The sequence below is a fragment of the Saccharopolyspora antibiotica genome, assembly GCF_047200635.1.
In the GTDB taxonomy this organism is placed as follows: Bacteria; Actinomycetota; Actinomycetes; order Mycobacteriales; family Pseudonocardiaceae; genus Saccharopolyspora_C.
In genome coordinates this window covers 191,767-213,145 of the sequence record NZ_JBJZOI010000002.1, presented here as the reverse complement: position 1 = coordinate 213,145, position 21,379 = coordinate 191,767, and the positions used below count along the sequence as shown (strand labels likewise).

Sequence of the window (21,379 nt, the reverse complement as noted above, 5' to 3'; positions counted from 1 at the left end):
TTGGTCGGATCAGGCGCCGAACTCCTGGAAGATGCTGGTGAACTCGTAGGGCTCCTGCTCGATGCTGCTGCAGGTGGGCGACACCGCGCCGCCGGGGCACCCGCCGTTGTCGCGCCCGATCGACCAGAAGCCGAGCAGGCCGATCTCGTTGGCACCGGCCCACTCCACGAGCTGACGCGCGTGGTCCTGGGTGAACACGTTGCCGTTGAAGTTGCGGCCGAGCATCGGGGTCACGCCCAGCCGCGCCTTGAGCTCGGCCTCGCTGAGGTCCGGCCAGACCGTCTTCATCTGGCCGAGGGTGGCCTCGGCCGCGGAGATCACCGCGTCACCCCAGGGCTTGCTGGAGCCGAACTCCATCGTCATCGGGTTCACCAGCACGTCGACGCCGTGCTCGGCCGCGCTCTCCAGGACCTGCAACGAGTACGGGTCCAGGCCGGCGTCGTCGCCCTGCACCCGCAGCGTGTAGCTGATCTGGGTGCCGCGCTCGGCCTGCAGCTTGGCCAGGGCCTCGTTGACGACGTCCTCCGGGATGGTGGCCTCGACGTCGACGTCGAGGTGGTTGGCCCCGGTGGCGTCGAGGATCTTCGCGTAGGCGTCGAAGAGCTCGTCGGCCGTGCCGCAGACGCTCTCCAGGTACGGCCCCATCGCCCCGCCGGTGGCGACGACGACGTCCCCGCCCTGCGTGCGGAGCTCGTCGATCTGGCCGATGATGCGCTCGTCGTCCAGCGCCGCCTCCCCACCCCACATCGGGGTGCAGCCCGCGGCGCTGCCGAGGACGAAGGCGAGGGTGAAGGTCTGCTGACCGGTCGCCTCCGCGACCTCGGCCAGCGTCGGCTCCTCCTGCATCACGTCGATGTAGGGAGCAGTCTTGATCTCCGCGGGCTCCGCGGCGGGAGCGGCGCTCGCGCCGGTCGCGGAGAGCGGGAGCAGTGCGGCGGCGGCGATCGCCGAGAACAGCTTGGGCAGCGAAGTCATCTCAGCCTCTCCGGGATGTCACTGGTACTCGGCGACGATCTTGGTGAACTCGTACGGCTCCTGCTCGACGCTGCTGCACTTGCCGTCGGCCCAGCCGCCCTCCTCGGTGCAGACCCGGTCGCGGTTCAGCGACCAGTACGAGAAGCGGCCGATCTCGTGCTGCTTCGCGTAGTCGAGCAGGGCGCGGAAGGTGTCCTGGGTGAACAGTTCGCTGGGCTGATCGGTGTGCCCGTTCATCAGGATCACGCCGGTGCGGGCGTAGACGGCCGCGTCGTCGAGCTCGGGGTGCAGCTCGCGGAGCTGGTCGTGCGCGGCTTCGGCGACCGAGATGGCGCTGTTGGCCATGTCCTGACCCGGGCCGCCGTAGTCGAAGTCCATGATCTTGAACAGGTCGATCTCGGCGCCGATGTCCTTGGCGCGCTGGATCTCCGCCTTGCCTGCGTCGTTGAGCCCCACGGTGGTCACCGGCAGCGTCAACGTCACGTGCAGGTCGGGATTGGCCTCCTTCAGGGCCTTGATCGCCTCGAAGCGCTTGGTCTCGCCCGCCACGTCGCCGAGGTCGTCGCCTTCGACGTCCAGGTCGATGTGGGTGAGGCCGTACTCGTCGATGACCTGCTGGTAGGCCTCGGTCAGCGCACCGGCGTCCGCGCAGGCGGCACCGAGGTCGATGCCGTTGTAACCGCCGAAGGACACGGAGATGTCGCCGCCCGCGGCACGCACCGCGTCGGCCTTGGCCCGCACGGCGGTGTCGTTCGCGACCTCCTGGTCCGCCTTGCCGTCCCAGGTCGGGGTGCAGTCGCCCTCGGCGGGCGCGAGCACGAAGGCGAACACGAAGTCCTTCTGCCCGCTGGCCTCGATCGCCTCGGCGATGTCCTGCGGATCGTTGTCCAGCGGCATGTAGTACGGCGCGGAGCGGAGTTCGCCCGGCGCGGCCTGCGCGGCGGGGCTCCCGGTGAACGGCAGGACGAGCAGGCCCGCCGCCAGCGCGGCCCATTTGATCGATCTAGAAGCCACAGGGTTCTCCCCTCTTCCAGCCGGCCTCGTTGCCGGGTGGTTCCGTCGGGCGGTCCGGAGCGCGACTCGCTCGGGCCCGCGACGCGGACGGAGCAGCACACCGTGCCCGGTCCGCTACCGACGGGTGGTGAACCTAGGTGGACCGGTCCAGACCGTCAATGGGTCTAGACCTCTCGCGGACGATCTCGGTGATCGACTCGGGAGCGAATCGCGACTGGTCAGCGCCGTGTTCGACCCCGCGCCGGAGCCCCGGAGGCGAAAACACGCCACGCCCCGGCGGGCGCCTGGATCGCGAGGCGAGCGCGAGCGGATCGTCCGCAGCGGACGCGACGGGGCGCCGGGCGGCCCGGCGGCGGGCTTCAGCCCAGGCGCGGGCGCAGCAGCGCGACGAGGAACCCGGATTCCTCGGTGAAGGGCCGCAGGTCCCAGGTGGACAGCAGCAGATCGGGCTCGAACCCGGCCGCCGCGGCGTCCGCCAGGAACGCGGTGAAGTCGTAGTCCCGCCCCGCGCCGAACCCGATCACGGCCCGTCCCCCGTCACCGAGGTGCGCGCGCAACCGCCGCAGCACCTCCCCGCGAGTGCTCGGCGCGAGGAAGGTCATCACGTTCCCGGCGCACACGATCGCGTCGAAACCCGCCTCGACCCCGCGCGCGGGCAGGTCCAGCTCCGCCAGGTCCCCGACCAGCCAGGTCGGCCCCGGGTGGTCCTGCTCGGCGGCCTCGATCAGCTCCGGATCGACGTCCACGCCGACCACCTCGTGCCCCGACTCCGCCAGCGCCCCGCCGACCCGGCCCGGCCCGCAGCCCGCGTCCAGGATCCGCGCCCCGCGCGGCACCAGGGCGTCCACCAGCCGCGCCTCCCCGGCCAGATCCGCGCCCTCCCGCGCCATCGTCCGGAACCGCTCGACGTACCAGGAGGAGTGCGCCGGATCGGCGCTGACCTTCCGCATCCAGATGCTCGGCTCGACCATGCCCCGATTCTCCCCCACGGCCGATGGCCCAGTCCTCAGCCTCCCGATCCAGGCAACCGAGCACCCAAGTCGTCCCGGCCGAAGTGGGTGAACCACTTCCGCAGCGTCCTGATGAGGTGGTCACGATGGGCCTCCTCACTCAGGTTGTCGAGCAAGTCGTCCACCAGAGCTCCGGGCGAGTCCGCCTGCTCCTCCGGCAGGAGCAGCGACCGCAGCTTCTGAAACTCGCCTGCCACCGCGACCACATCGCGCGGTTTGTCCTGGTTGTCCAGGAACCACCGGGCCGTCGCGCCGATTGGGTCAACGACCAGGGACCTCATCCGCTCCTCCTGCTCCTTTCTCTGGCGGGCCTGCCAGGCGAGCACGGAGCGGCGGCGCTCCCACTTCTCGAACTCGGCGATCTGTTCGACGAGCTCGACATCGGTGTCGATCGAGACGCACCGTCCGCGCACGCTGCACCCCGCCAACGCCTCCCACGACCACAGGGCCGTCGTCAGCTCACCTTTCACCCGGTTCTCCTCGGTCAGCCGGAATCGCGTGGAGACCGCCTCGGCTCGCCGAGCGATACCGGTGCGGGCGAGGTCCAGCACGGCCGGATCGTCAGGCTCCGCCTCACCGGACCGGACCGTGAACGCGATCACGGCCGCGAAGCGGAAGGAACCGTCCGCGCTGGGCAGGGAGAAGCTCTCGCGGCGGGGCACCGCGCCCTCCACCTCTGGCGAAGTCTCGCGGACCAGCCGAGTGCGTTGGGTCTCAGCGATGCGGCGGGATCGCAGCGAGGGCCAACCGCTCTCGCGCAAGGCCATCACTCCTCCACCGCGATCGGGTTAACCTCGTCCAACCTCGTCCAGAGCTGTGCGATCACAGAAGCCACCGGGTCACTCCCGAACTGACTCAGATCCGGCTGCAGCGGACCGAACCTGCTGGCCCATTCGAGGCTGGCGATCAGCCGCGCGTCGTGCTTTGCGGCCTCCACGAGCGATTCCACCTTGGCGTCACGCTCGTCCGACTCCTGCAGGGACGCCGTGCGCAACCACTGCTCTACGAGCGGGCGCAGCTCGTTCGGGCCTACGACGGCCAAGGCGCGGCGCCAGAAGGATGCGATCGCCTCGTCGGTGTCGGATCCCTGGCGCGGATCCTCGATCACGACCGAGACAGCTTCGACGATCACCCCGATCCGCTGTGGACCTGCCTCGTCGAACCAGCCCTCCAGCGCCCGCAGCAGATGTGGAAGTCCGTGCGCCTGGCCGATCTGCCGCAACCCCCGGATGACCGCCGCCCGCACGCTCGGCTCCGCCGAGTTCGCCAGGTGCTTCAAGCGGGTGAGCGCGTTGCGGGGGAACAGGAGCCCCAATCCCGCGCACACCTCCGCGGTGAGCAGGAGCAGATCGGCGTCGTTGCCGCGCGACCACTCCCAGAGGCGCTTCCGGATCTCGCTGCCGCCCGAGGGATTCGTGGCGATGGTGGTCAACAGCCGCACTGCCACGGACCTCCGGTACTGGTCCTCCCGAGCCATCGAAGTCCGATGACCGCCAGATGCCGTCCCCGTGCCGGTCTGAGCCCACTTCCGAGCTACCTGGAGCGCGAGTTGCAGATCTCCGCTGACCGCCAGGTCCGCCGTGCGATCGGCGAGCCGCTCCAGTTCCTCCCGCTCCAGGTCTTTCAGCTCGTTCGGCAGACGCCCGAGCCATGCCTTCAAAGCGTCGCGCAGGTCGTCGTGCTCGCGGACGAAGTACTGCAACACCATCGATCCGTAGCCCCGGTGCGCGAACAGCCCGGTCGTGAGGTCGATCCAGGGATCGTCGCGCTCGGGTGCGAGAATCCGCAGTCGCGACAACGGACTCGGACGAAGCAACGCCGATTCCTCCTGCGGAGCAACGCTTCCGCCGCTCGCCTTCGACAGCTCGTCGGCAGCGCGCACGATGTGGCGGGCCGGAGCTCCTTCCAAGGCCGCGACGGCGAGCAGCATGGCGACCCACTCGGCATCCCGCTCGTCCTGCTTGGTTCGCACCGCCGCCCGCAGCCTGTCGAGCCGCTCCTCCGGTTCCTGCTGCAACGCCAGGTCGAGCGCGGCGGGCAGCTCCTCACCCCGTTCCAGAGCCTCCCGGGCCGCAGTGGCGATCGCTGCGATCTGCGGCGGCCACATCGCCTCCAGCCTCGACAGGAACTCCCGGTTAATCGCCTCTTCTCGCCGAAAGTACCGCTGAAAGACCTCATCCACGGGGGGTTGGCGCAGCACACGGGTGCGTCCTGGCACCCGTGCCTCGAACTCACGGCACCACATCGACGGAACGATCACGACCAGATAGCTCTCATAATCATCCAGACGCGCGTTCAATCCGGCCAGTTCCCGTGCGACAGAGCGCAGGTCGTCAGCTGCGACCCCACGCAGATCGAGTACGACCACCGCCGGTTCGTGCTCGTCCAGCAGGCGATCGGCCTGCAAGCTCGCCGGGTCCTCCCACAGCTCCTCGCGGACCACCAGCTCGGGTTCGTCGTCGCGCAGCCGGTGTCCGAGGCGCAGCGCTGCGGAGAGCTGCCCGCAATCGTGGCCAGGTGCGCTCAGCACCAGCAGGCGGCGTTCGGAGAGGACGTCGAACGCGCTCGGGTCCCCGCTGCCGTCCGCTTCGAGCAGGCCGGCCGGGGCGACGTACCTGCTGGCAAGAACGGCGAGCGCCTCGGGATCCTGCACCCCGCGAACGCCTCGGTTCTCGCGGAACGCTCGCGCTAGGTTCTCCGCGAGCTCCTCACCGGTAGCGACGATCGAATTCGTGAACATGATCTTGCCCCGCGACTGATCCACGCCAGCCCCCGCGGTGATATTCCCACCCACCGTCGGCCCACCGGGGTAACGCGGTTGGATGCCGGGATCGCGCGGTTCAACCTCCGGATCGACGGCGAGTGGCGGCGGCTCGAGGATGCCGAAGTCGTCTACCTCGACCAGGACATCACTGCTCATCGACCCGCCTCCTGGTCACCCTGGGCGGTGCGGCCGCGCGCCGAACCGAAATGAGCATCTCGACCGATGTGGAACCGCCCGGACATGTCGTTCTTGCCGGTGGAGAGGTCGACATCGCGAGCTGCCGTCACATCCCCGCTCACGGCGGTTCCGCCCTCCGCTCGTGCCGAGCGGTCGTGGAAGTCGCGCATGCTGCCCGTCTGCACGATGTTGTCCGCCGCACTCTGAGTAACGGCGTTCCCGGTCACCGCTTCCGAAGTCGGTTCCGCCACCTGCCGCTCCTGCTCCTCCGCTTCGTCGTGCAGCGCCAGCAATCCGCTGCGCAGGAGCTCGCCCGAGGGCGCTGGAACCCGCAGGTATCCGGTGTCCTCGTACCCCTTCTCCGGCACCGCCAACTCGACCCGCACGAACTCGCTCGAACGCCTCGACGTCCTACCCGCTTCGACGACATGTCGCATGACCTCGGGCGAGAGGACGACAGCCACCGAAGTGACCGCCGGATCGGAGTGCTCCAACAATGCTCGGGCCGGAGTCGAGTTCACCATCCGCGCGGCCCGCACCACCTCCTCTCCCGCAGGCGAGTCCGTGCTCCGCTCATCGAACTCCCGCAGCGGAGCGAGGTGCAGGGCGGCACGTACCCGAAGCTCCACGTCATCCGCTCGCCGCTGCGCTGCCTCCCGGCGGAGCACCGCCTGCAAGGCGTCGAAGTACCGGTCCACCACCGCCGGAACCAGGTCCGGGTGAAACCCCACCAAGTATCCATCACCTCGAAAGGCCTGGAAGCCGTTGTCCTCGAACAACTTCGACAGCCGGGCGCGTTCTGCTCCACGCTGCAGCACGGGCAACAGCGTGCGGGCGATCAGCTCCTGCCCCGCGGTGTCGTGGTCGCTGTAGCCGCGCGCGTCCACGCACAGGATTCCCGTGTACGCGCCCAAACCACCTGAGTCCGCTCGATCCACCGGTACCTCCGCTCTCGTGATCGTGATCGACGCGAGCGTGCACGGTGTTCACCACTCGGACTGTCCGGTATCGGACACAGCGATAGCCCGGATCGCAGCGCGATCGAGGATCAACACCCTGCCGCGAGCGGTGCGGATCAGGCCTGCCTCCCTCCACTCGCGCACCACCTGCGTGACTGACGAGCGGGCCGCGCCAAGCGCGGAGGCGAGCTCGTCCTGGGACATGGCGATGGTGGTCGGCTGCGGATGATCGGGACCAGCCACGTCCACCAGAGCTTCCAGGAATCCGGCCAATCGGCTCCCCGTCGTGCGGTGCGCGTGCTGCCACAGGTGCGAGGCACTCTCCCGCACTTTGCCGAGGATGTAAGAGTGCAGCTGTTCGGTGATGCCGAGGCGTCCCACCAGCTCGTTGAAGCGCTGGTCGGAGAGCGTCGAGGTGAGCCCGGGTTCGATCGTTCGCACCGTAGCGGAACGCGGATGGCCGTCGCGGACGGAGAACTCGCCAAGCAAGTGCCCCGGGCCGCGTACCGCCACCACGACCTCACGTCCGTCCGGTTCGGCGTAGACGACCTTCACCCGGCCCGACAGGCACAGCAGCACCCGGCCACCGGCCTCTCCCTGCCGCAGGAGGACGTCACCGGCCCCGTGGTGCCTGCGATGGCCGTCCTGCACGAGCGCCGCCCAGCACGGCTCGGTCAGCAGAGCGCGGAAACCGCGCGGAAATCCGTCGCCCACGGTCTCGTGTCTAGCGTCCGCTCGGCCCGACCGGGAGATCTCCAGCAGAGATCACTCGATGGGGCCTTACAGCGATCACCGCCGGTGCCGTTCGGCACGAGTGCGCTGCTCCGAAGTCGTGAGCGGGCAGGAGGAGACGAACGCGCTCCGCAACGGCAGAGCGCGGCTGCCACCGGTCCGGGGTTCAGCGGGCGTCGAGGGCTCGAGCCAGGTCGGGGACTAGGCGGTCGAGGAGGTACGGGATGCTCAGCACCGAGACGAAGGAGAAGGCGTTGCCGTAGTCCCCGGACTCGTCGATCACCAGGGCGCGGCCCTCGCGGGAGACCGGCAGCCGGGTGTAGACCGGGTCGGCGCGCAGGGCGGCTCCGCCGTCGGGGACGAACCAGACCAGGGCGTCGGTGTTGAGCAGGTCCGCGCGCTCCCGGCTCAGGTTCGCGCCGAACTGGTCGCCGACCACGCCGTCCAGCTCGGCGGGGAGGGTGAAGCCCAGCTCGGCCAGCACGCGGGAGCGCGGATCCTGCCTGCCGTAGACGAAGTAACCGTCGTAGGTGGTGGCGAGGACACCGGTGGCCCGGGTGAACTCGGGATGGTCGCGGCGGACCTCCGCGATGCGGTTCTCCACCTCGGCCACCAGGCGGTCCGCCTCGGCCGGTTCGCCGAGCGCGGCGCCGGTGGTGCGGGTCAGCTCCTGCCAGGGGATGCCGTGGTCGGGATGCCGCGCGGGTTGGGCGATGGTCGGTGCCAGGCCCGACAGCAACCGGTACTCCCCCTCGCTCAGACCGGAGTACAGCGCGAGGATCAGGTCCGGCTGCTGCGCCGCGATGCGCTCGAACGGGATGTCCTCCCCGCCTTCCAGCACCACCGGCGGGGGCGCTCCGCCCAGGCGGTCGGCGGCCCACGGGCCGATGCCGCCCGGGTAGCCCGGGGTCAGCCACTCCCGGGTCGCCACCGGCACCACGCCGAGCGCGAGCACCGCGTCCTGATCGGTGAGCCCCACCGTCACGATCCGCTTCGGCCGTTCGGTGAGGGTGGTGCTGCCGTACTCGTGCGGGATGGTGACGGGGAAAGCTCCCGTCCCGGAGGACGCGGCGGGCACCTCCGGCGGGGGCGCGGCGGCGCAGGAAGCGCAGAGCAGCAATGCGGCGGACGCGAGCAGCAGCAGTCCGCTCCGCCCACCCACCAGGAAAGATCGCACGAAGGTGAGGCTTACCTATCTTTCAGGTGAAGTCAAGGCCCGCTGCCGCCCCGGGGTCGCACGACCCCGGGGCGCGGGTGGATCAGTCGGAGTCGATCTGTCCCAGCGGTTCGGGGTCGGCGGCGAGCCGCGCACGGGCCCGCGTCCAGGACTGATCGCCGGGGATCAGCTCGCTGCGCAGGTAGGAAGCGGTGAGGTCGGCCACCGCTGCCACCCGCCGCGGGTTCTCGTCGGTGGTCTCGGCGACGTCGTAGCCGGAGATCCCGCCGAGTCCGTGCTCCGCGCCGAACAGGGTGAGCAGCGAGGTGCGGGCCGGGGACAGGACGTGCGGCTCGGCGTGCCAGCTCGGGCCCCGGACCGTCAGGTGGGCCGAGGAGTCGGCGTCCCCGGCGACGACCAGCGCGGGCGTGCGCATCTCGGTGAAGTCCGCGCCGAGGAAGAACGGGTAGTGCTCGGCGACGAAGTCCGTGAGGGCGTCCCGGCCCCCCGCGCCCGGCGCGGCCAGCAGCACCCCGGCCTTGATCCGGGAGTCGGCCATCCGGACCACCGCGCCGTCTCCGGGGTGCGCGATGCGGGCACCGAGCAACATGCTCGCGGTGTGCCCGCCCATCGAGTGCCCGGCCACGGCGACCTTCGCGCGGTCGAGTCGTCCGGCCAGCTGCGGCACGGCGGCCTCGACCTCGTCGAGCCGGTCGAGGATCCGGCTCATGTCCCGGACCCGGGAGCGCCAGTGCAGCGCCTCACCCGGGGGCTCCGGCACGTCCAGCGTTCGCGAGCTCAGGTGGGTCGGCTGGATCACGACGAAGCCGTGCGCCGCCCACCGCTGCACCAGCGGCGCGTAGCCGTGCATCGAGGACAGGTGGTTCGAGGGCCCCTGACCGTGCGAGAGCAGCAGGATCGGGAGCGAGTCGCCGGCCACGGGCGCCGAGACGCGGATTTCGAGGTCGACGGCGCGATCGGGCGCGGCCAGCACCACCGGGCCGACCGAGAGGACGGGCGCGGATGCGCTCATGGGGTTGATTCCCTTCGGAGGTGCCGCCCGCCGGTCCGGTTCGGCGGGCGGGGAGTCGGAGCAGCGCCCGATCGCCGGACCAACCGGATCGCTGTTCCACTTAATATACGGAGCAGTGTTCCGCTTTGTCAAAGCGCCAGCCAGGACGGAGCGCGCGTCCGGAACACCTCCGGTTCCAGGGCCCCCGCCCCCGCCGGGATCGCGCCCGCGATCGGCACGCCGGTGGCGCGGGGCAGGTCGTCGAGGTTGCAGCGCGACGCGAGGTCCAGCTCCCCCGGCACCGAGCCGAGGACGAGCCCCGCGGGCTCCAGGCCGCGGGCGCGCAGCGCGGCGGCGGTGAGCTCGGTGTGGTTGAGGGTGCCCAACCCGAGAGCGGTCACGACCACCACCCGCAGCTCGTGGTCGCGCGCCAGGTCGGCGGCGAGGTCCAGCACCGTCCCGCCAGCGGTGTCGAGGCGGACCAGCACCCCGCCCGCGCCCTCCACGAGCACCTCGGCCCGGGTCCGGGCCAGGTCCCGGATCCGGTCGGCGTGCTCCCGGACCGGCGGCAGCGCAACCCCGCGCAACCGCGCGGCCGCGTCGGGGGCCAGCGGGTCGTCGAGCCGAGCGAACTCGGCGACCTCGCACCCGGCCAGATCCCGCACCACCGCGCCGTCCGGCCGATCGGTGGCCGCGCCCGTCTGCACCGGCTTCACCGCCAGCACCCCCGGACCGGCGCGCACCGCGAGCGCGGCCGTCGCCACCGTCTTGCCGATCCCGGTTCCGGTGCCCGTCACGACGGTGATCACGAGGCGCCCGCGATCCCGGCCAGCACCTCGGCCGCCACCGACCAGCGCCGCTCGTCCAGCCCGGCCCGGACGGTGATGCGCAGCCGGGAGATCCGGTCCGGCACCGAGGGCGGGCGGAAGCACCCCACCCGCACCCCGGCGGCGGCCAGCTCCCCCTGGGCGGCGAGGGCGGCGCGCGGGGAGACCATCGGCACCGACAGCACCGCGCCCGCCGAACGCGGCACCCCGAGCCGGTCGGCGAGGGCGGCACCGCGCCGGTGGATCCGCGCGGGCAGCTCGGGCTGGGCCCGCAGCAGCCGCAGCGCGGCGAGCGCCCCGGCCGCCGGAGCCGGGGCCAGCCCGGTGTCGAAGATGAACGGGCGGGCGCGGTTGACCAGGTGGTCGATCAGGGCCGCCGAGCCCAGCACCACCCCGCCCATCGCGCCGAGCGACTTCGACAGCGTCGCGGTGACCACCACGTTCGGATGCCGCGCCCACCCGCCCGCGCGCACCAGGCCGCGGCCGCCCGCGCCGACCACGCCGAGCCCGTGCGCCTCGTCGACCAGGAGCAGCGCGTCGCGCTCCGCGCAGGCCGCGAACAGCCCGGCCAGCGGGGCGGCATCGCCGAGCACGGAGAAGATCGACTCGGTGAGCACGAGCGCCCGCCGCCCGCCCGCCCCGGCGAGCGCGGCGCGGACCGCGGCCACGTCGTTGTGCGGGACGACCTCGATCGCGGCGCGGGACAGCCGGGCGGCGTCGATCAGCGAGGCGTGCGCGTGCGCGTCGGAGACGATCAGCGCGTCCTTGTCCGCCAGCGCGGTGACGGCGGAGAGGTTCGCGTGATAGCCGGTCGAGCACACCAGCGCAGCCTCGCGGCCGGTGAACCCGGCGAGCTCCCGCTCCAGCTCGGCGTGCAGCTCGGTGGACCCGGTGACCAGGCGGGAGGCTCCGGCCCCGGCTCCCCACTCGCGCACCGCCTCCACCGCCGCCCGCCGGACCTCCGGACTACCGCCCAGGCCCAGGTAGTCGTTCCCGGCGAGGTCCAGCACGTCCTCCGCCGCCGGGCGCGGCCGCAGCACCCGCTGGAGCCCGGCGGCCTCGCGCGCCGCGCGCTGCTCGGCGAACCACGCTTCCCAGCCGGTCATCCCACCTCCGCCGCCGCCGCGATCCCCGCGCAGACGGCGGCGATCTCCTCGTCGGAGCACACGTACGGGGGCATCGCGTAGATCAGGTCGCGGAACGGGCGCAGCCACACCCCTCGCTCCAGGGCGGCCTCGGTCGCCTTCCCCACGTCGACCTGGTGGTCCAGCCGCACGACGCCGACCGCGCCGAGGACGCGCACCTCGACGTCCGGAATCCGGTGCAGGGACCGCAATCCCGCCCCGATCCGGCGCACCTGGGCCGCCCAGTCGTCGCTGATCAGCAGGTCCAGGCTCGCCGCGGCGACCGCGCAGGCCAGCGGATTGCCCATGAACGTCGGCCCGTGCATGAGCACCCCGGAGTCCGAGGCCGCCACCCCGCGCGCGATCTCCGCCGTGCACAGGGTCGCCGCCAGCGTCAGGTAGCCGCCGGTGAGCGCCTTGCCGACGCAGAGGACGTCCGGGCTCACCCCCGCCGCGTCGGCCGCGAACAGGTGGCCGGTGCGCCCGAAACCGGTGGCGATCTCGTCGAAGATCAGCACCAGGCCGTGCTCGTCGGCGACCTCGCGGAACACCCGCAGGCACCCGGCGGCGTACGGGCGCATCCCGCCCGCGCCCTGCAGCAGCGGTTCGACGACGAGCCCCGCGATCCGGTCGGCGTGCTCGGCGGCCAGCGCCCGGAACTCCTCGGCCCAGGCCGGCACGTCCTCCTCCCGGCGGGGCGGGCGCTCGCCGAAGATCTGCTGCCCCAGCACCCCCGGCCACATCGCGTGCATCCCACCGTCGGGGTCGCACACGCTCATGCACTCGACGGTGTCGCCGTGGTAACCGCCCCGGACGGTGAGGAACCGGGTGCGTCCCGGACGTCCCGCGCCGCGCTGGTGCTGCACCGCCATCTTCATCGCCACCTCCACCGCGACCGATCCGGAGTCGGCGAGGAACACCCGGTCGAGCCCCTCCGGGGTCAGCTCGACGAGGCGGTTCCCCAGCTCCACCGCGGGTTCGTGGGTGAGTCCGCCGAACATCACGTGCGCGAACCGGTCGAGCTGGCGGCGGACCGCCTCGTCGAGCACCGGGTGCCGGTAGCCGTGGATCGCCGACCACCACGAGGCCATCCCGTCGACCACCTCGCCGCGGCCGTCGAGGTGGATCCGGGCGCCCGCCGCACCGGTGACCAGGCGAGCGGGTGCCGGGTCGGTCATCGACGAGTAGGGGTGCCACAGGTGCTCGCGGTCGAAGGCGAGCAGGTCGCCGGGGCGCATCAGGCGTTCGGCGAGACGTCGGTCCCCGCGCCCCGGCGGCGGATCACCGGTTCCCGCCCGGCTCCGGCCGAGCCGTCCGGCTCGCCGCCGCCCGACGCGGCGCCGTCCCGAGCGGCGCCGAGGACGGTGAAGCCGGAGTCGCGGATCATCGCGAGGTCCGCTTCGGCCGCCTGCCCCTCCGAGGTGAGGTAGTCGCCCAGGAACAGCGAGTTCGCCGCGTGCAGCGCGAGCGGCTGCAACGAGCGCAGGTGCAGCTCGCGCCCCCCGGCGATCCGGATCTCGCGGTCGGGGCAGACGAACCGGGCCATCGCGAGGATCCGCACGCAGTGCGCGGGCGTGAGCTCCCAGGTGTCCTCGCACGGCGTGCCGTCGAAGGGCATCAGGAAGTTCACCGGGATCGAGTCCGATCCCAGCTCCCGCAACGCGAACAACGCCTCGACCAGTTGCTCGTCGGACTCCCCCAGCCCGGCGATGAGGCCCGAGCAGGGCGAGAGCCCGGCGTTCGCGGCTCGCCGCACGGTCTCGACCCGGTCGGCGTAGGTGTGGGTCTGCACGATGGAGTCGTGGTGGCTCTCGGCCGTGTTGATGTTGTGGTTGTAGGCGTCCACCCCCGCCGACCGGAGCCGTTCCGCCTGGCCCTCGCGCAGCAGGCCGAGGCAGGCGCAGAGCTCGACGTCCGGATGCCGCCGCTTGATCGCCCCGGCCAGCTCGGCGACCTTGGTGACGTCCCGGTCGGACGGGCCGCGACCGGAGGCGACCAGGCAGATCCGGCAGGCCCCGCCCGCCAGTCCGGCCCCGGCCTGCGCGAGCGCCTCGTCCTCGGCGAGCCAGGAGTACTTGAGGATCGGCGCCGACGAGCCGGCGGCCTGCGAGCAGTAGCGGCAGTTCTCCGGGCACAGCCCCGATTTCAGGTTCACCAGGTAGTTCACCTTGACCGAGGTGCCGAAGTGCGCGCGGCGCAGCCGACCGGCGGCGGCCACCACCTCCAGCAGCTCGGTGTCGCCGGAACGCAGCACGGCGAGGGCGTCCCCGGGCGTGGCAGGGGCCCCGCCGAGGACCGCGTCGGCGAGCCGGGCGAAGGTGGTGGTCATCGCTCCTCCAGAGATCGACCGCACCTGAACACCGTTCAGGTGAACGGTGTTCAGGTTAGACTGGGAGGGGACACCGGTCAACAGGAGGGGATCGCGTGCGCTACCACCGCGAGGACGTGGTCGAGAGGGCGCTGGGAGTGCTCGACGAGTACGGGCTCGAATCGCTCACGATGCGTCGCCTGGCCTCCGAGCTGGGAGTGCAGCCGAGCGCGCTGTACCACCACGTGCCGAACAAGCAGACGCTGCTGACCGCGGTGGCCGACGAGATCGTGCGCCGCGGCAGGCGCCCGCGGCACGCGACGACCTGGGACGGCCGGGTCGTCGAGCTCTGCGCGGAGCTGCGCGACGCCATGCTCGCCTACCGGGACGGGGCCGAGGTGGTCGCCACCGCGCACACCTTCGGCCTCGGCGCGGACGAGCCGGCGGGCCTGCTGCGGGCGGCGCTGCGCGACGGCGGCCTGCCGGAGGATCTCGTCGAGGTCGCCACCCGCACCTTCCTGCACCTGGTCTTCGGGCACACCACCGAGGAGCAGACCGCCCTGCAGGCCGCCAGCGCCGGGGCGATCGACCGGGAACCCGGCGGTCCGGCGGATTTCGAGCGCGGCCTGGAGCTGGTGCTGGACGGCCTGCGGGCGCGGGTGCGCTGAGCACCGGGGCGCCCGAGCGGGGTCCACTGTGGCACGAGCGCGGGAATTCCCCGCGGCGACGGGTTTCCCGCCTCGGCGGACGGTTCCCGCTCTCCGCCGGGCCTAACCTGGGTTCCGGTGATCGCCCCTTCCCGACGCGGGCGGTCCCGCCCCGGTCGAGTGCGCGACCCGCGCGCACTCCCGTCGAGATCCAGGAGTCGCCCCGTGCGCGTGCTGTTCAGCGCCGTCCCCGCCTACGGCCACCTGCTTCCCCTCGCCCCGCTGATCGAAGCCGCGCTGGCCGACGGCCACGAGGTCGCGGTGATGACGCACGAGGAGCTCCGGCCAGCCGTCACCGGCGAGCTGGCGCCCGGGGTCCGGATGCTGCCCGCCGGTCCCTCGCCGATGGAGTTCGTGGGCGAAGCCGCGCGACGCACCGGCACCGACCCGCTCCGACCCACTCCGGTCGCGGTCGGGGAGCTCTTCGGCGCGACCCGACTGGACCTCGGCGCTGCCGAATCCCTCGACCGCGCCCGCGACTGGGAGCCGGACGCGGTGGTCGCGGAGTCCTACGACACGATCGGCCCGCTCATCGCGGCGACCCTGGGGATCCCCTGGCACGAGGCGGGAATCGGGCCGGGCCGCCCGGCCGAGACCGTCGAGATGATCGAGGGCACCGCCGCCCGCTACTACCGCGAGGCGGGGCTGAGCCCGGTGGCCGCGACGAGCTACCTGGACCCGTGGCCGGCCGCGCTCCAGGACCCGGACTGGTCCAGCGAGGTGCCGGTGCTGCCGATGCGCGGCCGGGCGCACCGCCGCCCGGAGGGCGCGTCCGCCCCGCAGCGCGGGTTCACCCACCCCGACCGCACCGGGGTCCTGGTCACGCTCGGCACCATCTTCTCCGACCCCGAGGTGCTGACCGAGTTCGTCACCGCCGTCTCCCACCACCCGCTGAACCTGCGGGTGACGCTCGGCATGGCGCTGGAATCGGGCGCGAACGCCGAGCGCGCGGACGAGGTGAGCGACTCCGGAGCCGAGATCCACTACGTGCCGTTCGCCCCGCTCGAGGACCTGCTCACCGGGACGAACCTCGTGGTGGGCGCCGGGGGCTCGGGCACCGTGCTCGGCGCGCTGTGCCGGGGAATTCCGCTGGTGCTGTGCCCGCAGGGCGCTGACCAGCCGATCAACGCGATCCGCGCCGAGGCCGCCGGGGTCGCGGTGGTCGTCGAGTCCCCGGCCGAGATCACCGGCGCGATCGAGAAGGTGCTGTCGGACCCGTCCTACGCGCAGCGGGCCCAGGCCGTCGCGGCGGAGATCGCCTCCCGACCCGCGCCGGGCGAGGTGCTGCGCGCGCTGCTCGGCGAGCGCGAGCCGGTGGCCTGACCCGACCGGCCCGCCGCGCTGCCCCGAATCCGGCGGCGCGGCGGGCCACCCCTGCGACGGGAGCGCCCGCGCGCCGGTGTCCGACCGCCCTCATCGCCGCCGCGCCGCTGCCCGGCCCCGGGGCGGAGCCGAGCAGCTCACCGGGTTCGTCGAACCCGGTCGGTTTCGCGCCCCATCGGCTGCGGCACCGCCGCAACGGCCTGGGCGGGGCTGCCGACGAGCCCGCCCGCGCGCGGCGAGCCGGATCTCGCCGCCCGAACCGGTGTTCGCCGAAGCGCTGCGGGTGCTGCCGCGGCTCGGCGCGGGCGCGGCCGGAATCACCGCGGTCGTGGCGCCAGGCTGCGTGGTCCGCGCCGGTCAGCGCTCGCGGGCCGGGGTCAGCGACCAGCTGGCCAGCAGGTCGAGCGCTTCCCTCGACGGAGATCCGGGCCGCGCGCTGTAGACGTAGAGCGCGGTGTCCGGGTCGCCGGGCGGAGTGAGGGTCTCGAACTCGACCGTCAGCTCACCGACGACCGGGTGGCGCAACCGCTTCGACCCGTGGGTTCGCTGGTGCACCCGGTGCTCGTCCCACCAGCGGGCGAACTCGGCGCTGCGGTCGCGGAGCTCGGCGACCAGCTCGGTCGTCCCCCGGTCCGGGCCTTCGCCCGCGTCCAGCCGCAGGCTCTCGACCGCCTCCCGCGCGTGCGGCTCCCAGTCCGCGAACAGCGCCCGCGCCGCCGGGTCCAGGAAGATCCAGCGCGCGTAGTTGCGCTCCACCGCGGGCAACCGGTCGAAGTCGGCGAACAGCGCGCGGGCCAGCCGGTTGCTCGCGAGCACGTCGGCGCGACGGCCGAGCACGAGCGCGGCCGTGCCGTCGAGGGAGTCGAGCAGCTGGTGCAGTCCGGGGCGCACCCGCTGGACCGCGCTCGCCCTCCGCCGCACCGGACCGGCGGAGCGGCCGATCAGCGCCCGCAGGTGCGCGCGCCCGGCCTCGTCCAGGTCGAGGGCCCGGCCCAGCGCCTCCACCACCGCTGGCGAGGGCACGATGCGTCGCCCCTGCTCCAGCCGCGCGTAGTAGTCGGCCGAGACGCCCGCCAGCATCGCGACCTCCTCGCGCCGCAGGCCGGGAACCCGCCGGACCCGGCCGTCGGCGGGCAGGCCCGCTCGTCCCGGGTCGCCGAGGGCGCGGGCGCGGCGCAGGAAGTCCGCGAGTTCACCGTTGTGCTGGGCCATCAGCCCATCATCGCCGCCAACGCCGCCGTCTGGCAGGGACGCCGAGTCCTGGGTTTCGCCGACCGAGGTCGCGCGGGGCTCGCCGTGCGCCCCCGCGAAGGGGCTCCGGCCGACACGATCGGTGTCGTCCAGGCCGCGCGACGGCCACTCCCTCCGAGAGGACCAGCAGTGAGCACGATCCTGATCGTCATGTCCGGCGCCGACACCTGGGAGCGCACCGACGGTTCGCGCTACCCCACCGGCTACTGGGCGGAGGAGCTCGCCGCCCCGCACGCGGCGTTCGTCGCGGCGGGGCACGAGGTCCGCTTCGCCTCGCCGGGCGGCGTCCTGCAACCGCTCGACCGGCACAGCGCCGACCCGGAGATCGCCGGCCCGGACTGCGCGCGGCACGTCGAGCACGCCGCTGCCGCGCTGCGCGCCGCCGGACCGCCCCGGCCGCTGGCCGAGATCGACGCGGCCGACCACTCCGCGATCATGATTCCGGGCGGGCACGGCCCCGTGGTCGATCTGCACCAGGACCCGGAGCTGGGTCGGCTGCTGCACGCGGCCGATGCGGCGGGCGCGGTGATCGGCGCGGTCTGCCACGGCCCTGCGGGCCTGCTCAGCGCCACCGGCACCGACGGGAGCTGGCGGTTCGCCGGGCGGCGGATGACCGCGTTCACCGATGAGGAGGAGCGGTTGTTCGGCACGGCCGAGGGCGCGCCGTGGCTGCTGGCGAGCAGGCTCCGGGAGCGGGGCGGGCGGCACGTGGGCGGGGCGCCCTACGAGGCGCACGTGGTCCGGGACGGCAACCTGGTCACCGGCCAGAACCCGGCCTCCAGCGCTCCGCTGGCCGAGGCGATGCTCGCCGCGCTGAGCTGACCGGCGGCGGCCGGCTCGACCCCCCGGGGGATCCGCGCGCCCGCGACGGCGCGGGGATCGCCCGGGCGGAGCAGCGCCGATCCCGTTCGGCGGAACCGCTGTTCGCCGTGGCACAAAACGATCTACCGCTCGCCGTCTCCAACTGACCGCATGCCGCAAGGCATCACCTGTTCAGCGGGACGGTAACCACTGTGAGTGATTACATGAGCGTCCGGTCGGGGAAGGGATTCATCCGAAGGACGGCAGTGGAGGTAGAACATGCACGCGGAGGTCATCCACGACGGCATCACCCACCGCGCGAACGTCTCGCTGTGGAACAGCCAGGCGATCTCGTTGTGCGGCAGGGCGTTCCCGGAGCACACCTACCGGGAGAAGGTGTTCTACGGCGGCGTGACCTGCCCCGACTGCAAGCACGCCGGGCGCCTCGGCAAGCGGCTCTGACCGGCCGCCGCTGAGCGACTCCGACCGCGCCACCGTCCGTGGCGCGGTCGCGCCGTGCGGGGGCCCGCCCGACCGCACCGCGTTCGCGGGCGCCCGGAGGTGGTGGCGATCTCCCTGCGGCCGGGTTCGCCCCGGAGCGGGCGCGCCATCGCGCGGACCCCGGCCCGTCACCAGGTGACGGGCAGCTCGTAGACGCCGTAGACGAAGCCGTCGTGCTTGAACGGCACCTGGTCGAGCTCGACGGCCGGGGCGAGGGTGGGGATGCGGCGCAGGAGCGCGCGGTAGGCGACCTGGAGCTCCATCCGCGCCAGCGGCTGCCCGAGGCACTGGTGCACGCCGAAACCGAAGGCGACGTGGTGGCGCGCGTCGCGGGTGAGGTCCAGCCGGTCCGGGTCGGCGAAGACCTCCGGATCGCGGTTGCCGATGTCGTTGGCCATGATCAGGCCCTCGCCCGCGCGCACGGTCCGCCCGGCGATCTCGATGTCCTCCAGCGCCACCCGGCGCCGTCCGTTGTGGACGATGCTCAGGTAGCGCAGCAACTCCTCGACGGCGCCCGCCACGACCTTCGGATCTTCGGCATCGCGCAGCAGCGCGAGCTGCTCCGGGTGCTCGAACAGCGCGAGGGTTCCCAGCGCGATCATGTTCGCGGTGGTCTCGTGCCCGGCGACGAGCAGCAGCACGCCGATCTGGGCGGCGTCGGCGCGGGTCAGCTCCCCCGCCCGGACCCGCTCGCCGAGACCGGACAGCAGGTCCTCCCCGGGCGAGCCGATCTTCGCCCCGACCAGCTCGTCGAGGTAGCCCAGCAGCGCGTCCTGCGCCTCCGCCCGCTGCTCGGGCGCGGAGGCGCGGTTGATGAGAACGCGGCTGCTGGCCTGGAAGAAGTCGTGGTCGGCGTAGGGCACCCCGAGCAACTCGCAGATCACCAGCGACGGCACCGGCAGCGCGACGGCCTCGACGAGGTCGGCGGGCTTCGGCCCGGCCAGCATCTCGTCGATCCGGTCGTCGACGATCCGCTGCACGGCCGGGCGCAGCGCCTCGATCCGCTTGATCGTGAACGGGGCGGTGACCATCCGGCGCAGCCGGGCGTGCTCGGGGTTGTCCATGCTGATGAATCCGACTCCGGCCCGGCGGCCGGGCGACAGCGGCGCGGGCAACGGGTAGCCGGGCCGGTGCGGTTCGGAGCTGACGCGCGGGTCGGCGAGCAGCGCGCGCTGCTCGGCGTAGCCGGTGACGAGCCAGGGCTCGCTGCCGTTCCACAACCGGACGCGGCTCATCGGGCCCTGCCCGCCTCGGTCGCGGAGCTCCGGCGGCGGGTCGAACGGGCAGCCGGCCGCCCGGGTCATCGGGTACTCGGACACTCCGGCCGATCCGGTCATGCGCCGCCTCCTGCGTGCTCGGGATCCTCCCCCGAAGCTAGAACAGCGGACCGAAGTAAGTCAATCATCTGATTTAATCTCACCGCGTCGGCCGCCGGTCCTCCGGTCGCTGCGACGCGCGGAACTGCTCGATCCAGGCGTAGCCGCGCCCGGGCAGCCCGTCCGGCCCGGGCTGGACCACCTTCGAGGCGAACAAGCTGTTGAACAGCCACGGCATCTTGTCCGGGCCGAAGTCCCGCACCATCGGGTCGTCCTGCGCGATGCCGTAGGTGGCCAGCGCGAGCCGCCCGGTGGCGCGGTACCGCTCCACCTCGTCGTGGAGGAAGGTCCGGTGCTGCTCGTACCAGGGGCTCAGCGAGCACAGGTCGTTCCACTGCTCCTGCGGCACCGGTTCCTCGATCGCCGCGCGCACCGCCTTCCACACCGGGGTCCCCACCGGGAACCCGTAGCGGCGCCCGTACTCGGGCGCGACCGGGCGGGCCAGCTGCTCCTTCCAGAACAGCACCAGCGAGAACTCGGTGACCAGGATCTTCTGGTCCGGGCGCAACCTCGGCAGCACGTAGTCGAGGTAGGCGCGGGAACCGTCCGGGGCGCCGACGTGGGGGTGGATGTCGACCCCGGCGATCTCCGGGGTCCGCCGGGCGAAGTCGAGCCACCGCGCGGTGGCCGGAGTCCGCCCACCGGGCCGGTCCAGGTGGTTCAGCGCGCCGAGGAACAGGGCCGTCCGCGCACCACCGGGCCGCTGCCGCCTGCGATCGACGGCGTGCCGGGTGAGGGCCTCGTAGTACTCGTTGAGCCGTCGGCCGCGATCGGCCTCGCGGGTCTCCAGGAACGGCTCGTTGCCGATGCAGAGCACGTCCACCCGCCCCAGCACGCGGTCCAGCACCTCGTCGAGCCGGTTCACGTCGGCGGCCATCTCCGGCGTGCCCGGGCGCGGCAACGGGCCGTCGCCGTGCTGGAACTTCAGCGACAGCGCGGTCCCGTAACCGCGGGCCGCGGCCTCCAGGACCCGGTCGACCGCGAGATCGCCGTTCCGCCGATCGCCCATCGCGCAGAAGCCGCGCAACCAGCTCGCCTCCACGGCCTCCAGCTCGGCGAAGGTCGCGATCTCGGGCGCACCGTTGAAGTTCGCGCCGAGGGCCCCGGTGGGCAGCGCGACCGCGTCCTGCTCGACCGGCGCTCCCCCGGTCGGCGGAGTCGGCTCGGGCGGGGCCGGCCGCGGTCGCCCCGGCTCACCGGAGCACGCGACGAGCCCGGCTCCGGCGGCGAGCAGCGCTCCTCCCAGGTCCCGGCGGGACCACGTCCGGCGCATCTGTCGCATGACTCTCCTGTCCCGTCCGGGTCCGCTCCCCCGATCGTCCCGGTGCGCGCGGGCCACCGGAGCGGCCGGAGCCGAGCGGA

General features: G+C 72.8%; 20 protein-coding genes. 4 read left to right on the top strand and 16 right to left on the bottom strand.

Annotation, left to right across the window (positions count from 1 at the left end):
- Positions 1–9: 9 nt before the first annotated feature.
- The 13 genes from ACL03H_RS01875 to bioB all read right to left on the bottom strand — a co-directional run bounded on the left by ACL03H_RS01875 (position 10) and on the right by bioB (position 14,079).
- Positions 10–975, bottom strand: a complete 966-nt coding sequence (locus ACL03H_RS01875; protein WP_412809262.1) for a chitinase — start codon at positions 973–975, stop codon at positions 10–12.
- A gap of 18 nt (positions 976–993) precedes the next feature.
- Positions 994–1,989, bottom strand: a complete 996-nt coding sequence (locus ACL03H_RS01870) for a chitinase (RefSeq protein ID WP_412809261.1) — start codon at positions 1,987–1,989, stop codon at positions 994–996.
- A 359-nt stretch (positions 1,990–2,348) separates the two neighbouring features.
- Positions 2,349–2,960 carry a class I SAM-dependent methyltransferase gene (locus ACL03H_RS01865; protein WP_412809260.1) on the bottom strand — a complete coding sequence of 204 codons (612 nt, stop codon included), beginning with the start codon at positions 2,958–2,960 and terminating at the stop codon, positions 2,349–2,351.
- 35 nt (positions 2,961–2,995) lie between these two features.
- Positions 2,996–3,766, bottom strand: coding sequence for a hypothetical protein (locus tag ACL03H_RS01860; protein WP_412809259.1), 771 nt, complete (start codon positions 3,764–3,766; stop codon positions 2,996–2,998).
- Positions 3,766–5,919, bottom strand: coding sequence for a hypothetical protein (locus tag ACL03H_RS01855; RefSeq protein WP_412809258.1), 2,154 nt, complete (start codon positions 5,917–5,919; stop codon positions 3,766–3,768). The genes ACL03H_RS01860 and ACL03H_RS01855 overlap by 1 nt, the downstream gene beginning before the upstream one ends.
- Positions 5,916–6,827 (bottom strand): hypothetical protein, encoded by a 912-nt coding sequence (locus ACL03H_RS01850; RefSeq protein ID WP_412809257.1) that lies wholly within the window; start codon positions 6,825–6,827, stop codon positions 5,916–5,918. Before ACL03H_RS01850 ends, ACL03H_RS01855 begins: the two co-directional genes overlap by 4 nt.
- A 99-nt stretch (positions 6,828–6,926) precedes the next feature.
- Entirely contained in the window at positions 6,927–7,613 is a 687-nt protein-coding gene (locus tag ACL03H_RS01845) for a Crp/Fnr family transcriptional regulator (protein WP_412809256.1), read from the bottom strand.
- Between the two features lie 184 nt (positions 7,614–7,797).
- Positions 7,798–8,793 carry an iron-siderophore ABC transporter substrate-binding protein gene (locus ACL03H_RS01840; protein ID WP_412809255.1) on the bottom strand — a complete coding sequence of 332 codons (996 nt, stop codon included), beginning with the start codon at positions 8,791–8,793 and terminating at the stop codon, positions 7,798–7,800.
- Between the two features lie 97 nt (positions 8,794–8,890).
- Positions 8,891–9,820 (bottom strand): alpha/beta hydrolase family protein, encoded by a 930-nt coding sequence (locus ACL03H_RS01835; protein WP_412809254.1) that lies wholly within the window; start codon positions 9,818–9,820, stop codon positions 8,891–8,893.
- Between the two features lie 128 nt (positions 9,821–9,948).
- Positions 9,949–10,596 carry a dethiobiotin synthase gene (gene bioD, locus ACL03H_RS01830; RefSeq protein WP_412809253.1) on the bottom strand — a complete coding sequence of 216 codons (648 nt, stop codon included), beginning with the start codon at positions 10,594–10,596 and terminating at the stop codon, positions 9,949–9,951.
- An 8-nt stretch (positions 10,597–10,604) separates the two neighbouring features.
- On the bottom strand, positions 10,605–11,732 hold the full coding sequence (locus ACL03H_RS01825; RefSeq protein ID WP_412809252.1) for an 8-amino-7-oxononanoate synthase: 1,128 nt from the start codon (positions 11,730–11,732) through the stop codon (positions 10,605–10,607).
- Positions 11,729–12,988, bottom strand: coding sequence for an adenosylmethionine--8-amino-7-oxononanoate transaminase (locus ACL03H_RS01820; RefSeq protein ID WP_412809251.1), 1,260 nt, complete (start codon positions 12,986–12,988; stop codon positions 11,729–11,731). The genes ACL03H_RS01825 and ACL03H_RS01820 overlap by 4 nt, the downstream gene beginning before the upstream one ends.
- Complete coding sequence (gene bioB, locus ACL03H_RS01815) at positions 12,988–14,079, bottom strand: biotin synthase BioB (protein WP_412809250.1); 1,092 nt, start codon at positions 14,077–14,079, stop codon at positions 12,988–12,990. The genes ACL03H_RS01820 and bioB overlap by 1 nt, the downstream gene beginning before the upstream one ends.
- A gap of 95 nt (positions 14,080–14,174) precedes the next feature.
- Here bioB and ACL03H_RS01810 point away from each other — a divergent pair, with 95 nt between their 5' ends.
- Together ACL03H_RS01810 and ACL03H_RS01805 are read left to right on the top strand one after the other, a co-directional pair.
- Entirely contained in the window at positions 14,175–14,726 is a 552-nt protein-coding gene (locus tag ACL03H_RS01810) for a TetR/AcrR family transcriptional regulator C-terminal domain-containing protein (RefSeq protein ID WP_412809249.1), read from the top strand.
- Between the two features lie 204 nt (positions 14,727–14,930).
- On the top strand, positions 14,931–16,088 hold the full coding sequence (locus tag ACL03H_RS01805; RefSeq protein WP_412809248.1) for a glycosyltransferase: 1,158 nt from the start codon (positions 14,931–14,933) through the stop codon (positions 16,086–16,088).
- 357 nt (positions 16,089–16,445) lie between these two features.
- Here the strand turns inward: ACL03H_RS01805 and ACL03H_RS01800 are convergent, their stop codons facing one another.
- Positions 16,446–17,300 carry a helix-turn-helix transcriptional regulator gene (locus ACL03H_RS01800; RefSeq protein WP_412809247.1) on the bottom strand — a complete coding sequence of 285 codons (855 nt, stop codon included), beginning with the start codon at positions 17,298–17,300 and terminating at the stop codon, positions 16,446–16,448.
- 168 nt (positions 17,301–17,468) lie between these two features.
- Between ACL03H_RS01800 and ACL03H_RS01795 the strand changes: the two genes are divergently transcribed.
- Together ACL03H_RS01795 and ACL03H_RS01790 are read left to right on the top strand one after the other, a co-directional pair.
- Positions 17,469–18,161 (top strand): type 1 glutamine amidotransferase domain-containing protein, encoded by a 693-nt coding sequence (locus ACL03H_RS01795; protein WP_412809246.1) that lies wholly within the window; start codon positions 17,469–17,471, stop codon positions 18,159–18,161.
- Between the two features lie 258 nt (positions 18,162–18,419).
- A complete protein-coding gene (locus ACL03H_RS01790; protein WP_412809245.1) occupies positions 18,420–18,602 on the top strand; it encodes a hypothetical protein in 183 nt (60 codons plus the stop codon).
- A gap of 167 nt (positions 18,603–18,769) precedes the next feature.
- Here the strand turns inward: ACL03H_RS01790 and ACL03H_RS01785 are convergent, their stop codons facing one another.
- Both ACL03H_RS01785 and ACL03H_RS01780 read right to left on the bottom strand, forming a co-directional pair.
- Positions 18,770–19,978, bottom strand: a complete 1,209-nt coding sequence (locus ACL03H_RS01785) for a cytochrome P450 (RefSeq protein WP_412809244.1) — start codon at positions 19,976–19,978, stop codon at positions 18,770–18,772.
- 79 nt (positions 19,979–20,057) lie between these two features.
- Entirely contained in the window at positions 20,058–21,299 is a 1,242-nt protein-coding gene (locus ACL03H_RS01780; protein WP_412809243.1) for a hypothetical protein, read from the bottom strand.
- Positions 21,300–21,379: the final 80 nt, after the last annotated feature.

Coding starts and splice junctions, on each gene's coding strand:
- ACL03H_RS01875 (WP_412809262.1), bottom strand. CDS start 975: ATGACTTCGCTGCCCAAGCTGTTCTCGGCGATCGCCGCCGCCGCACTG.
- ACL03H_RS01865 (WP_412809260.1), bottom strand. CDS start 2,960: ATGGTCGAGCCGAGCATCTGGATGCGGAAGGTCAGCGCCGATCCGGCG.
- ACL03H_RS01860 (WP_412809259.1), bottom strand. CDS start 3,766: ATGGCCTTGCGCGAGAGCGGTTGGCCCTCGCTGCGATCCCGCCGCATC.
- ACL03H_RS01855 (WP_412809258.1), bottom strand. CDS start 5,919: ATGAGCAGTGATGTCCTGGTCGAGGTAGACGACTTCGGCATCCTCGAG.
- ACL03H_RS01835 (WP_412809254.1), bottom strand. CDS start 9,820: ATGAGCGCATCCGCGCCCGTCCTCTCGGTCGGCCCGGTGGTGCTGGCC.
- ACL03H_RS01825 (WP_412809252.1), bottom strand. CDS start 11,732: ATGACCGGCTGGGAAGCGTGGTTCGCCGAGCAGCGCGCGGCGCGCGAG.
- ACL03H_RS01820 (WP_412809251.1), bottom strand. CDS start 12,988: ATGCGCCCCGGCGACCTGCTCGCCTTCGACCGCGAGCACCTGTGGCAC.
- bioB (WP_412809250.1), bottom strand. CDS start 14,079: ATGACCACCACCTTCGCCCGGCTCGCCGACGCGGTCCTCGGCGGGGCC.
- ACL03H_RS01800 (WP_412809247.1), bottom strand. CDS start 17,300: ATGGCCCAGCACAACGGTGAACTCGCGGACTTCCTGCGCCGCGCCCGC.
- ACL03H_RS01790 (WP_412809245.1), top strand. CDS start 18,420: ATGCACGCGGAGGTCATCCACGACGGCATCACCCACCGCGCGAACGTC.
- ACL03H_RS01785 (WP_412809244.1), bottom strand. CDS start 19,978: ATGACCGGATCGGCCGGAGTGTCCGAGTACCCGATGACCCGGGCGGCC.
- ACL03H_RS01780 (WP_412809243.1), bottom strand. CDS start 21,299: ATGCGACAGATGCGCCGGACGTGGTCCCGCCGGGACCTGGGAGGAGCG.